General features: G+C 42.2%; 12 protein-coding genes. 4 read left to right on the top strand and 8 right to left on the bottom strand.

What is annotated here, in order from left to right; genetic code table 11:
- Nucleotides 1-285: 285 nt before the first annotated feature.
- From H6G76_RS25265 to petB, 4 genes are all read right to left on the bottom strand, one after another.
- Nucleotides 286-1,485 carry a glycosyltransferase family 4 protein gene (locus H6G76_RS25265; RefSeq protein ID WP_190707238.1) on the bottom strand — a complete coding sequence of 400 codons (1,200 nt, stop codon included), beginning with the start codon at nucleotides 1,483-1,485 and terminating at the stop codon, nucleotides 286-288.
- Between the two features lie 178 nt (nucleotides 1,486-1,663).
- Nucleotides 1,664-2,098: an anti-sigma regulatory factor gene (locus H6G76_RS25260; protein ID WP_190707248.1), complete on the bottom strand. Its 435-nt coding sequence runs from the start codon at nucleotides 2,096-2,098 to the stop codon at nucleotides 1,664-1,666.
- Nucleotides 2,099-2,486: 388 nt separating this feature from the next.
- Nucleotides 2,487-2,969 (bottom strand): cytochrome b6-f complex subunit IV, encoded by a 483-nt coding sequence (petD, locus tag H6G76_RS25255; protein ID WP_190707235.1) that lies wholly within the window; start codon nucleotides 2,967-2,969, stop codon nucleotides 2,487-2,489.
- A gap of 202 nt (nucleotides 2,970-3,171) precedes the next feature.
- Nucleotides 3,172-3,819, bottom strand: a complete 648-nt coding sequence (petB, locus tag H6G76_RS25250) for a cytochrome b6 (RefSeq protein WP_190707232.1) — start codon at nucleotides 3,817-3,819, stop codon at nucleotides 3,172-3,174.
- A gap of 553 nt (nucleotides 3,820-4,372) precedes the next feature.
- Between petB and ctpA the strand changes: the two genes are divergently transcribed.
- The gene (ctpA, locus tag H6G76_RS25245) at nucleotides 4,373-5,620 is read left to right on the top strand and encodes a carboxyl-terminal processing protease CtpA (RefSeq protein WP_190707229.1); all 1,248 of its coding nucleotides are present in this window, start codon (nucleotides 4,373-4,375) and stop codon (nucleotides 5,618-5,620) included.
- Between the two features lie 127 nt (nucleotides 5,621-5,747).
- Here the strand turns inward: ctpA and H6G76_RS25240 are convergent, their stop codons facing one another.
- On the bottom strand, nucleotides 5,748-6,434 hold the full coding sequence (locus tag H6G76_RS25240; RefSeq protein ID WP_190707227.1) for an MBL fold metallo-hydrolase: 687 nt from the start codon (nucleotides 6,432-6,434) through the stop codon (nucleotides 5,748-5,750).
- A 190-nt stretch (nucleotides 6,435-6,624) separates the two neighbouring features.
- On the opposite strand from H6G76_RS25240, the gene H6G76_RS25235 reads away from it, so the two are divergent.
- Nucleotides 6,625-8,103 carry a site-2 protease family protein gene (locus H6G76_RS25235; RefSeq protein ID WP_190707224.1) on the top strand — a complete coding sequence of 493 codons (1,479 nt, stop codon included), beginning with the start codon at nucleotides 6,625-6,627 and terminating at the stop codon, nucleotides 8,101-8,103.
- A gap of 37 nt (nucleotides 8,104-8,140) precedes the next feature.
- On the opposite strand, the gene H6G76_RS25230 is transcribed toward H6G76_RS25235, so the two are convergent.
- From H6G76_RS25230 to cofG, 3 genes are all read right to left on the bottom strand, one after another.
- Entirely contained in the window at nucleotides 8,141-8,704 is a 564-nt protein-coding gene (locus H6G76_RS25230; protein WP_190707221.1) for a phycobiliprotein lyase, read from the bottom strand.
- A 72-nt stretch (nucleotides 8,705-8,776) separates the two neighbouring features.
- The gene (locus H6G76_RS25225; RefSeq protein ID WP_190707218.1) at nucleotides 8,777-9,457 is read right to left on the bottom strand and encodes a HEAT repeat domain-containing protein; all 681 of its coding nucleotides are present in this window, start codon (nucleotides 9,455-9,457) and stop codon (nucleotides 8,777-8,779) included.
- Nucleotides 9,458-9,732: 275 nt separating this feature from the next.
- A complete protein-coding gene (gene cofG, locus H6G76_RS25220; protein WP_190707215.1) occupies nucleotides 9,733-10,698 on the bottom strand; it encodes a 7,8-didemethyl-8-hydroxy-5-deazariboflavin synthase subunit CofG in 966 nt (321 codons plus the stop codon).
- A 224-nt stretch (nucleotides 10,699-10,922) separates the two neighbouring features.
- Between cofG and psbA the strand changes: the two genes are divergently transcribed.
- Together psbA and aroC are read left to right on the top strand one after the other, a co-directional pair.
- On the top strand, nucleotides 10,923-12,005 hold the full coding sequence (gene psbA, locus H6G76_RS25215; RefSeq protein ID WP_190707212.1) for a photosystem II q(b) protein: 1,083 nt from the start codon (nucleotides 10,923-10,925) through the stop codon (nucleotides 12,003-12,005).
- Nucleotides 12,006-12,205: 200 nt separating this feature from the next.
- Nucleotides 12,206-13,294, top strand: a complete 1,089-nt coding sequence (gene aroC, locus H6G76_RS25210; RefSeq protein WP_190707209.1) for a chorismate synthase — start codon at nucleotides 12,206-12,208, stop codon at nucleotides 13,292-13,294.
- The last annotated feature ends 117 nt before the right edge of the window (nucleotides 13,295-13,411 follow it).

Raw genomic sequence — 13,411 nt, 5'->3', positions numbered from 1 at the left:
CGCGGAGAGGGGCTAAAACATTGTGATATTTCAACGAAAGATAAGGGTTTCAAAGCCTCTCCCCCACAGGGGGAGAGGTTTGGAGAGGGGTTTTTTAGCTCCGTCGAACTCACGTTAATGGTTAGCAGTTCAGAACTGATGAAAGGGATATTTTGACCAAAACTAGGGTGTAGGGTGTGGGGGGGAAGAGAAAATTGTATTTTTGTACATCCTGAAGAGAAACCACCTTCGAGTCAAAGCCCCCACCAAAATCGTAGATTTGGTGGTCTTAGATCAGTTGTAGGTTCAAGCCCCCATTGATTTTCCCCTACACCCTTCTTCTTGACCCTTGACTAATGACAACAACTGCTGTCGAAAGGCTGTGATGCCAAAATGAGCGATCGCTTGTTCTCGCAACCACTGTGGATCACAACGTTGGTCTTCTCCACGAAGAATTTCAATACAAGCTGCGGCGACTGCATCAGCATCGCGGTGGGGGACTCGCCAGCCTACTTTGCCATCTTGCAAGGGGTCTGCTGAACCATCTGCATCACCAGATAACACTGGTACACCACAAGCCATTGCTTCTAAATAAACAATTCCAAAGCCTTCTTGAGAAGGCATGATGTACGCATCAGCTAGGCGATAATGGGCGATTAAATCTTCTGTTGGGACAAAACCAGCAAACACAACGCGATCGCTTACACCTAAATCTTGGGCTAATTGTGCCAATCTTGGTTGGTCATCACCACGACCAATCACCAAATATTTGACCTCTGGAAACACCTGAGCAATTTTTGGTAATGCCCGAATTGTGACATCTACACCTTTGTAAATATCTCCCGACCACAGGCGCGCCACGGTCATCAAAACTTTGGCATCTGTTAAGCCATACTTGGTCATTAATTCTGGTTGCTTTATCCCTGGCGTGAATTTATCCCCATCAATTGCACAGGGAAGCATTTTAACTTTGTTAGGGTCAATACCGTTAGCAGCACAAGCGCGATCGCGGCTATAGCGGCTAATTGTCCAAATTTCGCTAGCGGCGGTGAGTGCGCGGCGTTGTTGATTATTTAGTGGTTCCCATACTTCTTTACCGTAAGTAAGGACTGTGTAGGGAATACCTAAAGGTTGGCAAAGAGTCTGGATTAGCGGTGCTAAGTTAATATGACCACAAAAAACGTGCTGAGGGCGTTTTTGCAAAAGACACTTCAGTAAAGCTCCTAACAGGCTAATTCTGCCCATCTGAGCAGATTTATTTTTAAAATAATGGAACTTAAAACTATCAGACTCAAAAGGATTCAAGCAGTTAGAGCTATCTCGTAATAAAAATACTTCGGCGTTATATTCTCCGCTCAATTCCAAATAACCTTGAAAAATATCTTTTACATAGGATTGAATACCACCTTCACAAGCAAAAATTTCTATAAAAACAAATACATAATCTGTTTTAGGGTTATTTTTGTTACCTGTTGCCGGGTTCTTTCCCACTACATCAATCAGCATTTACGTTTTATGTATATTAAGTTTCACTGTTTGGCAGCATAGTTTTCACAATGCTGCTGCCAAATCCTAACAAAAGAATAATTACAAATCGTATGCTGACTTTACTAGACTGATGATTTTTTTTTATACTGAGTTTTTCTAGTTAATAATAAGTTTCTGTATCTTCTATGGAGAAACTTTATTTACTAGCGTATTTGACAATTAAGAGACAATTTCTACCATCCGGACTACGTTCATATACAACCCGATCAGTTAAACGTCGCAATAAAAACCATCCATAGCCTCCTACTTGCGGAGTACCAGGTTTTGGCTCGGCGATCGCATCAGGATTAAAAGGGTTGCCATAATCCCAAATTCTAATTTCCATCCTGTCAGCCCACAGGCTAACTTCAATCTCTATGGTTGTTTCCGGTGGTAAAAACCGATGAGCATGACGCACTGCATTGGTAAAGCCCTCAGCTAATGCTAAATTGACTCGATAGACTTGGTTTTGTGTCCAACCGAATTGAAATACATATTGCAGACAAAATTGCTCAAACCATTGTTGAACTCTATTTAAGAGCGTTAGTTCGCTCCTTACCGTCAAATGGTCTCGCTCCACCATGCCCACCATGCTCAGCATTGACCGTGACTTCAATATTTTATAAAAAATGTGTTTACTTTTTGAGCGTATCAATTTTAGATTTTGGGTTTTGAATTGTGGGTTTTGGATTTTGGATGAGTTTTGCGGTTAAAGCCCTGTCGCTTGGCGGCGAAACAAACGTAAAATTACCCATCTAAAATCCGAAATTTTGGGAGTTTTGATGATTTGAAGTTTTGGAATAGCTGTTTTTCCAAAACTAACACTCAAGTTGCTACCTGGATTACTAAAATTGACGCTTGTTATTGGTTTCAACAGCATATTTTCTGAGAATATTGAGTGGTGTTTAACACCACTCAAATCCTTTTATATGCTATTGAAACCTACAAGCGTCAACGCACTTTTTGGTAACTAATCTAATTTAGAAAAGTCCCAAGGTCAAGGATTTATCTAGAGGCAACGCTGCACCAATACCCAACCACAGAGTTACGAGAGTACCGAATAGAAATACTGTAGTCGCAACTGGACGACGGAAGGGGTTTTGGAACTTGTTCACGTTCTCGATAAAGGGAACAAGAATTAGTCCCAAGGGTACAGCAGCCATTGCTAAAACTCCCAACAGTTTGTTAGGAAGCGATCGCAAAATTTGGAATACAGGGTACAAGTACCACTCAGGCAGAATTTCCAATGGTGTTGCAAATGGATCTGCTGGTTCCCCTGTCATTGCTGGATCTAGTACAGCTAGAGCCACAAGACAAGCGAAAGATCCCATAATTACAACTGGGAATATGTAAAGTAGGTCATTAGGCCAAGCGGGTTCACCATAATAGTTGTGACCCATGCCTTTGGCCAGTTTAGCTCTCAGAATAGGATCGCTCAGATCGGGTTTTTTCAGTGTTGCCATTTTTAAATGCGCTCTCCTGCGGAATTTCAGTTAAAGCATTTATGCCAGCCATCTGTTTAGAGGCTACCTTAATCTAGGTTCAATCGCGCGATCGCGTCTTGGGCATAACCTTGGTTAAGGATTTTTTAGCTTGCCAGTTTCAAGAAAAACTCTATCTGGAAATAGCTATTACCTTTTCACATTTTGGCTGAATAAATTTAGATTACAAAGGCCCAGAAATGCCTTGCTTGCGGATCATCAAGAAGTGGAACAGCATGAAGACTGCAATTAACCAAGGCAAAACAAAGGTGTGGGCGCTGTAGTAACGAGTTAAGGTTGCCTGACCAACACTGGAACCACCACGCAGTAGGTCAGAAATTAGTACTCCAACTACAGGAATTGCTTCTGGTACACCGCTAACGATTTTCACAGCCCAGTAGCCAACCTGATCCCAAGGTAGAGAGTAACCTGTAACTCCAAAGGAAACGGTGATTACAGCCATGATTACACCACTAACCCAGGTCAGTTCGCGGGGCTTTTTAAAACCACCAGTCAAGTAAACCCGGAAGACGTGCAGAATCATCATCAACACCATCATGCTGGCAGACCAGCGATGGATGGAGCGAATTAACCAACCGAAGTTCACTTCGTTCATGATGTACTGCACCGAAGAGTAAGCTTCAGCAACTGTTGGCTTGTAGTAGAACGTCATGGCAAATCCAGTGGCGAACTGGATGAGAAAGCAAGTTAAGGTAATTCCACCCAGGCAGTAAAAGATGTTGACGTGGGGAGGGACGTACTTGCTTGTTACGTCTTCAGCGAGCGCCTGAATTTCCAAGCGTTCCTCAAACCAGTCGTAAACGTTGGCCATACAATCTCAAGTTCCTAAAAATCGGTTGCGGTTGATAAATCTCCCAATTGGCAATTTTGGGATTTTCAAAAAAAGGCTTTTGTCTGTTTGCTTTTTCGCGCTCAGAATGTTAAGAGTTTTAAGCAACTTAACACTCTGTAAAGATGAAATATATGGCGTTCTCTTTGCAACCAAACACCTAATATGTCAGTTCCAAAGTAGATCTTATCGTTTGTAGAGTGCTATGTGTACTCCTCAGTTGCTTTAACAATTTGATGAGAGCAATGCACTACTTCTATAAAAAAAGTAACATAGTCGAGAGATAGATTTCATCAAAGAAGGGAATAGGCAATAGGCAATAGGCAATAGGGAACAGTTTTTCCGCCGCACCTGTTCCTGTCTGGGAACTAGAAACCCTCACTTCGATGAGTGGTATGTTCTGGTTAGAGTTTGAATCCTTAACCAAAACCTTCTGTTCCCCTTCGCCCGTTACCTATTCTCTTTTAATCAAAAACAAGAGAACTGGGCAGTTCTAAGCAATTTGGGTTTACCTTGGGTTCAGGTGGAATTGAAAATGGGGTTCATGCAAAAGCAAGTTTTTCGGGTTGGAATTTCATTATTTTTGGCGTTTTGTTTGGCGATGGGAGTAGTCATCCCACAAGCTGCTGCTTTAACGAGTGAGCAAAAGCTGGTTTCGGAAGTTTGGCGAATTGTTAATCGCTCTTATCTGGATGACACGTTTAATCATCAGAATTGGTCAGATGTCAGGCAAAAGGCACTGGCGAAGCCATTGAAAAGTCAGGAAGATACATATACAGCGATTCGGACTATGCTTCAAAGCCTGGATGAGCCTTTTACCCGTTTTTTAGATCCAGAACAGTATCGCAGTTTACAGGTTAATACTTCTGGAGAATTGACTGGGGTTGGTTTACAAATTGCGCTTAATCCTCAAACAGGCAAACTAGAAGTAGTTTCACCAATCGCCGGTTCACCAGCAGAGAAAGCAGGGATTAGACCGCGCGATCGCATTCTCAAAATTGAGGGATTTTCCACAGAGAACTTGACTCTTGACGAGGCAGCTGCCAAAATGCGAGGCCCTATTGGTAGTTTAGTGACGCTGTTGATTGAACGCGAAGGTGAAGAACAAAGGGAAGTTAGATTAACCCGCGATCGCATTGAACTTAATCCTGTCGTCGCCCAATTACGTTCTTCTTCTCAAGGTACACCTATTGGTTACATTCGCCTGACTCAATTTAATGCCAACGCTTCTATGGAGTTGGCACACGCCATTAATAGTCTAGAGAAAAAAGGCGCTGCTGCCTATATTCTGGATTTACGCAACAATCCAGGTGGACTTTTACAGGCTGGAGTGGAAATTGCTAGACTGTGGTTAGATTCTGGCACAGTCGTCTACACAGCTAATCGCCAAGGGATTCAGGGCAGTTTTGAAGCCTTTGGCCCAGCACTGACAGATGATCCTTTAGTAATTTTAGTCAATCAAGGAACTGCGAGTGCTAGTGAAATTCTGGCTGGCGCACTGCAAGATAATGGACGAGCCAAATTAGTAGGCGAAACTACCTTTGGTAAAGGCTTAATTCAATCTTTATTTGAATTGTCTGATGGTTCAGGTTTAGCAGTCACTATTGCTAAATATGAAACTCCTCAACATCGAGATATTAACAAATTAGGCATTAAGCCAGATTTGCTAGTTACCCAACAGCCAATTACCCGTGAACAAATTGCCACAGAAGCAGATTTGCAATATCAAGCCGCAGTGGAGATGTTGGCTAAAAATGCGGTAGTTGTGGGTAGTAAAGCATAGGGAATCGGGAGTAGGGAGTAGCTGAAGCAGAGGTAAAGAAGCAAGGGGTAAATTTTGCGGTGATTTCCTAACCTATGACCCGTTTCTTATGACTACTCCCTACTCACCACACCATTCTCCACTCCCCTCATAAAATCGGTTGTACCTGCAATAAAGCTGCTAAATCCAATGAAGCCAGCCTTCTATATGCTTCATCTATTACACGCTTACCTCTGAGAAATCCTGTATTAGCAGCAGGACAAATATATTTAAGTGTTTCTGGTGTAAAGCGATTTAATAAAGATTGAGTACTTTTAATTTGTCTAGGCCAGTGAAAAGTTTTGGCTGTGCGTAATGGTACAGGTTCACCCTGCTGATTTGGGATTAAATGGCGACCAGAAAATAAAACGCCGCCCAAATCGCTATAGTAAAGGCAAGATGAGCCGGGAGAATGGCCAGGTGTCCAAATTACTTGGACTGTAGAAGCTAGAGTAAATTCTTGAATAAACGTTGTAACAGTTAAACCTGGTAATAGATAAGCTTCTTGTTCTTGAATTATAATTTCAAAGCCCAAGGCTTGCTGAAGTTCTGTGGTTTTGCCGATAGCACCACGATGGGTAATCACTAACCACCGTACACCTCCATACGATCGCACAAAATCTAGATTCATTTCGTCTAAGGCTGGGCAATCGATGAGGATATTCCCTTCATTTCTTACAATGAAATAGGAGGTTCCCCCTAATGTGTCCCGATTTGGTGGAAAAGCAAAAATATTATCTAGTACAGGCCGTGGTGCTTTAGCTGTATTACTGGGCTGTTGAGGTAAGGGACACATGAGAAAAAACCGCACGAAAATGAGGAGTGGTACAAATCTAGTTACAGAGTTGAACTGCTTAAGAATTAACTTAGCTGTAACAATTACTGTTAACTATTGTTAAAAATTTAGGTTTTAGAGTCTGCTTGGTGGTGAGGGCTGTGGTGCTGACACTACTGGTGGGATATTGTTCCAAATTACGAAAGAACACATGACTTTTTGGTTTCTCCTCCTACTGGGACTAGCTACTTATCTAATGGTGCAACGCAGTGCTGCTAGCATTACGCGTACACCTGTCTGGTTATTGTGGTTAGTGTTAATGACACCAGCATTATTATTGACTGGATGGACAGTGAGGTATGGGATAAAGCAACCTCCACCTCCGTCACTGATTATCTGGTCGTCGATTATTTGCATTTTGTTATACTGGCTGTTGTTTCAAGGGGGACGGACAGCACCTACAGATAAGCAAACTGAACCCCAAGCTGCAACATCGCAATCGGCTATCCATCCTACCGCAGAACCAGTACAAGTGCGTCCCATTGAATTTACAGAAGAAAGCCAGCTGCGAAATTGTTTTCCCTGGTCTGTATACTACATCCAAAATATTGAGTATCGACCCCAAGCGATTATCTGTCGGGGTCAGCTTAGAACTAAACCAAATCAAGCTTATCAGCAAATTAAAGCTAATATCGAAGATCAATTTGGCGATCGCTTTTTAGTAATTTTTCAAGAAGGTCTGAATGGCAAACCTTTCTTTGTCTTAGTACCTAATGTACAAGCGGCTAAAGATGATAACAGAAATCAAACAGACAAGTTAACTAGACCAGGATTAGCACTTTTATTACTGGCTGCAACTCTAGTAACTACCACCTTAGTAGGTACAAGAATTGCTGGTATTGATTTGACAACATTGAGATCTGATCCGACTGTACTGTTACAAGGATTACCCTATGCATTAGGATTAGTTACGATTTTGGGTATTCACGAACTTGGCCACTACCTAACAGCTAGGTTCTACAAAATCCGCTCAACGCTGCCATACTTTATACCCCTACCTTTTTTCTTAGGAACTTTCGGCGCATTTATTCAAATGCGTAGTCCAGTACCTAACCGCAAAGCTTTATTTGATGTGAGTATTGCCGGGCCAATTGCTGGGTTTGTGGCTACATTACCTTTATTACTTTGGGGTTTAGCCCATTCTGATATAGTTGCTTTAACCGAGAAAACAGGAATTCTCAATCCTGATGCACTTAATCCTAAATATTCAATTTTATTAGCGTTGCTTTCTAAGTTAGCACTAGGCAGTCAGTTAACAGCCCAATCTGCTATCGATTTACATCCAGTAGCAGTGGCTGGTTTTTTAGGATTAATTGTGACAGCCTTAAACTTAATGCCTGTGGGACAACTTGATGGCGGTCATATTGTCCATGCTATGTTTGGGCAACGAACAGCAATAGTTATTGGTCAAATTTCTCGGTTATTATTACTGCTACTGTCTTTAGTGCAGTCAGAATTTTTTGTCTGGGCAATAATTTTATTATTTCTTCCCTTAGTTGATGAACCAGCTTTGAACGATGTTTCAGAACTGGATAACAAACGTGACATTTTGGGATTGATGGCTATGGCTTTGTTGGTAATTATTGTCTTGCCGTTACCACAAGCGATCGCTAATCTGTTACAAATTTAAAATAAATAGAGACGCGCGATCGCGCGTCTCTACTAATCTATGAGGCTGAATTACTCACTTCAGTAGTTTTTGTAGTTGTGGGACTACCACCCATCCGAATTTCGGAAGTAAAGGAAGCCATACTAAAGCCGCCAAAGCGTTTGAGAACACTAACTCGCATTCTTAAATTGGGACTAGCAAACCATAAGCGTTCTTCAGACCACATAGTTTCGTACTCTGTGGTTAAAGTTAGTGCGTCATCGCTACCCATCTTATAACGTCCAGCGACAGGGGCTTTTTCGGCATAACCCATTTCTCGCAGCAGTCTGCCTTCATTAGGATTATCTATATCGGGTACTGTAACTAACACAGTTGACCCAGTGTGCTTTTCTTCATCCCATTCCATCGTGCCGTTCCAGGTAACTCTCGCACCACAGTTAGCCTCGCTGGGGTTAACTTCGTACTGTTGACAAAGTTTGATAACTTCTGGATGGTCTGCTGCCAACATCTCAATTACGATGTCTGACTTGCCATCTTCAGATTGTTTAAAAGCCAAGTGGTGGCTAGTACGATGAGAAAACCATTTACCAGCACTTAACTGAAAAAACTCTTCAATATTCATGAATAAAATTACCCTGCATCAAAAATACTAAAAGTCCCTCTTATTATTAAAAGGTAGCAGGAGATGTAAATACTATGCTTGCTTGCCTTTTTCCTCAATCCTCTTGAGGCATATTCTTGCTGCTTCAGCAACGTTAGGATGACTGTCTTTTTCGAGGTATTTTAAAGCCGAAATACTTTTAGGGGTTGGAAGATTACCTAATGCTTCTGCAAGCCGTTGTCTAACTAACCAATCATCTGATTGGGCAAATCTTAAAATACTATCAACTGCTTCTAAGTCACCAATTTCTCCTAGTGCAGAAATCGCGGCTTCTTGCACGACCTTTTCTTTACTATCCAATGCCTGGATAAGGACTTCGTGGGCGCGTGGGTCTTTCAGATTACCTAAAGCCACAGCCGCACTAAAGCGGACTAGCCAATCAGTATCTTCATAAAATGCTCTAGATAGTGGCTCAAATGCTCTGATATCCTCTAAATAGCCTAATGCGCCAGCAGCATCAGCCCGGATGCCATAGTCGGAATCTGTTTGTAAAATTCTTACCAGAATTTCATAACATTCTGCTGTTTGCTTGATTCCTAAAGCAAAGATTGCCATAGAACGCAGTTGCAGGGAATCATCATCTAATACCTTTTTGATTAGAGGTACTGCATCTTCAGCTGGGACATGGCGCAGGTTAGCAAGTGCAACCATGCGATCGCGTAAATTTGAACTTTCTAACTGAGCAGAAATTTCTTGTAAGCGTAGAGCTGCCATTTAATTATTAACGCTTTCTTTACTTATCTTTACTTTACCTGATTCGCTCATTAGGCTGTTGCTGAACTAGCGTCTGAGTTTGGTGTGATTTCCGAATTTTCATAGGTTAAAACCCTCTTCCTTCTACCTTTGGCATAACAATATAGCAGTGGACAGATAACAGGTGACAGAGCTAAAAGTCTTTTGCTGTCTAGATTGTATCCTTGTACTAGTGTCCTAACTACCTTGGCTATTGCTATAAGTAGCAGTTCTGCTGACTTACCTATAGTGCGAACTCAAAATAGGAATTTTCTCCACCGCCTTACCGCACTTTGCAACTCCTCTGACAACCAACTATCAAATTGCGGATACACGGGTAAACGTGGTATTAACCCCCAACCCGCAGGCTGTAAAATGTCACTCAATTCTTGTTCCTGAAGATGAGGATAATCGGGATTTACTTCATCTTTCGGCCCAATTCCCCCAAAATCTCTGGCACCAGATTTAATACAAGCAAGTAACCATTGCTCATCTTTAACTAAATTCGGCGGAATTTGAATTGTTATATCTGGTGGTAAAATTTGCCTTGCTTTGGCTATAACTTCTGGTAATTTGTGGGGGTCAAAAGGTGGTGCGTTAAAGGTTTGCCAATTGCCTGGGCTATGGGGTTGCAAGATAACTTCTTGAATATGATTGTGACGCTGATGCACACTCGATATCGCTTCTAATGTTTCCCAGCAATCATCAAAGCTTTCCCCAATCCCTAACAGTAAACCCGTTGTAAAGGGAATTTGCAACTCTCCCGCCCACTCTAATTGTTGCAGCCTGATTTCTGGTAACTTACTCGGTGCGTGGCGATGAACTGTCTCTAATAATTTTGGCGTTAGCTGTTCTAGCATCAAACCCATTGAAACATTGACGCTTTTTAATTGTTGCATCTCTGCAAAACTCAAAGGCCCAGCATTTGTATGCGGGAGAAACCCCAAGGTTAGGGCTAATTTACATAAATCGTAGATTCTTTGGAACCATGCTTGACGCTGTGGCGAATGGGTGTGTACTTCTCCACTGAGAATGAGAATTTCGCATACTCTTTGCTTTTGTAGCTGTTTTAAGATTTTTTCTGCTGCGGATAGAGTCATCCAAGGGCTTTCTCCAGGGTTGGCACGAAAGTTGCAGTAAGTGCAGCGATTAAAGCACTCGTAGGTCGGAACGATTGTGTAAGCAGGGCTATAGCTAACGGTAGAGGTATTGACAACTGCCATAAGATAGAAAGCTCGGAAGAATTGTAACAATTAATATTCCAGAAAAATGATGCGTTCTGTACAGCGAAACCCTTATGTAATCTCAGTATTAGAGATTTATACAATATAAGTTAAAAAAAATTTTCTCAGAATGCTTTACAAATTGAAACATATTCGATTAAGATATGTAACAACAGGTGAAAACACCTACATAAATCATAAAAAACAAACGCAATCATAAAACTATGACAGCAACCTTACAACAGCGCAAAAGCGCAAACGTGTGGGAGCAGTTCTGCAACTGGGTCACCAGCACCAACAATCGCCTGTACATCGGTTGGTTCGGCGTATTGATGATCCCAACATTACTGGCTGCAACCACCTGCTTCGTAATCGCCTTCATCGCTGCGCCCCCCGTAGACATCGATGGTATTCGTGAACCTGTTGCAGGTTCCTTACTCTACGGCAACAACATCATCTCCGGTGCAGTAGTACCTTCCTCCAACGCTATCGGTTTACACTTCTACCCCATTTGGGAAGCAGCTTCCTTAGATGAGTGGTTGTACAACGGTGGCCCATACCAATTGGTAATCTTCCACTTCCTGATTGGCGTATTCTGCTACTTAGGTCGTGAGTGGGAATTGTCTTACCGCTTAGGTATGCGTCCTTGGATCTGCCTAGCATTCTCTGCACCAGTAGCAGCAGCAACCGCAGTATTCTTGGTCTACCCCATCGGTCAAGGTTCCTTCTCTGATGGTATGCCCTTGGGTATCAGTGGAACATTCAACTTCATGATCGTGTTCCAAGCAGAACACAACATTCTGATGCACCCCTTCCATATGTTAGGTGTAGCTGGTGTATTCGGTGGTTCTTTGTTCTCTGCAATGCACGGTTCTTTGGTAACTTCTTCCTTAGTTCGTGAAACAACCGAAAACGAATCTCAGAACTACGGTTACAAGTTCGGTCAAGAAGAAGAAACCTACAACATCGTTGCCGCACACGGTTACTTCGGTCGCTTAATCTTCCAATACGCTTCATTCAACAACAGCCGTTCCTTGCACTTCTTCTTAGCTGCTTGGCCTGTAATCGGAATCTGGTTCACAGCATTGGGCGTAAGCACAATGGCGTTCAACTTGAACGGTTTCAACTTCAACCAGTCTGTGATTGATTCTCAAGGTCGCGTCATCAACACCTGGGCTGACATCATCAACCGCGCTAACTTAGGTATGGAAGTCATGCACGAGCGTAACGCTCACAACTTCCCCTTAGACTTGGCTGCTGGTGAAGTTGCTCCTGTTGCTATCAGCGCTCCTGCTATCAACGGCTAATCTTAAAGCTTAGTTAAATAAAAAAGCGTCTCCTGGAAAGGAGGCGCTTTTTTAATTTGATATCACGCATAGATAACATCAAGATAATAGTCAAGAAACTTTTTTGCTTAATATTACGAAAAAAAGTATAGACACAAAAATTAATTTTTTACTAAAACTCTAGGTACAATACATAAGCCTCATCCTTTTTGCTAAATATCATGGGCAATACTTTTGGACATCTATTTCGGATCACTACTTTTGGCGAGTCTCACGGCGGAGGCGTGGGAGTTGTGATTGATGGTTGTCCTCCGCAGCTGGAAATTTCTGCTGAAGAAATTCAACTAGAGTTGGATAGAAGACGACCAGGACAAAGTAAGATTACCACTCCTCGTAAAGAAGCTGATACTTGTGAGATTTTGTCTGGTGTGTTTGAGGGTAAAACTCTAGGTACACCAATATCGATTTTGGTGCGGAACAAAGATACTCGTCCCCAAGATTATGACGAGATGGCACAAAAGTATCGCCCTTCCCACGCGGATGCAACCTATGATGCTAAATACGGGATTCGCAATTGGCAAGGTGGGGGTAGGTCATCGGCAAGGGAGACTATTGGTAGAGTAGCAGCAGGTGCGATCGCTAAAAAAATTCTCCGACAAGTTGCTAATGTAGAAGTAGTCAGTTACGTCAAACGCATCAAAGATTTAGAAGGCGTAGTTGACCCCAGCAGTGTCACCTTAGAACAAGTAGAAAGTAATATTGTGCGCTGTCCTGATGGTGAATGCGCTCAAAAAATGATTGAATTAATTGAGCAAATTGGCAGACAAGGTGATTCTATTGGTGGCGTTGTTGAATGTGTGGCGCGAAATGTGCCGAAAGGTTTGGGTGAACCAGTTTTTGATAAATTAGAAGCCGATATTGCCAAAGCTGTAATGTCTTTACCAGCTAGTAAAGGTTTTGAAATTGGTTCGGGTTTTGCCGGAACGCTGTTAACAGGGTTTGAACATAACGACGAATTTTATATTGATGAGAATGGTGAAATCCGGACTGTAACTAACCGTTCTGGTGGCATTCAAGGCGGCATTTCTAACGGCGAAAATATTATTTTACGAGTTGCATTTAAGCCAACAGCAACTATTAGAAAAGAGCAAAAAACAGTTACTCGTGAAGGTGAAGAAACCTTATTAGCTGCGAAAGGACGACATGATCCTTGTGTGTTGCCGCGTGCAGTTCCAATGGTTGAGGCGATGGTAGCGTTAGTATTATGCGATCATTTGTTACGCCATCACGGTCAGTGTAAGGTGCTGTAGCAATTATACTTTTACTTTAAAAAAATAATTTACATTTAGGGCGGGTGTTAGATTCGCCCTTTTTGATGGGTAGTATTACAGTAGCAAAAAATACGTTATTTCAAAGACGTTACTACT

It is taken from the genome of Nostoc sp. FACHB-152 (assembly GCF_014697475.1).
Taxonomy (GTDB): domain Bacteria; phylum Cyanobacteriota; class Cyanobacteriia; order Cyanobacteriales; family Nostocaceae; genus Nostoc_B.
The sequence above is the reverse complement of the archived record's forward strand: the minus strand, read 5'-3'. Positions and strand labels throughout refer to the sequence as shown.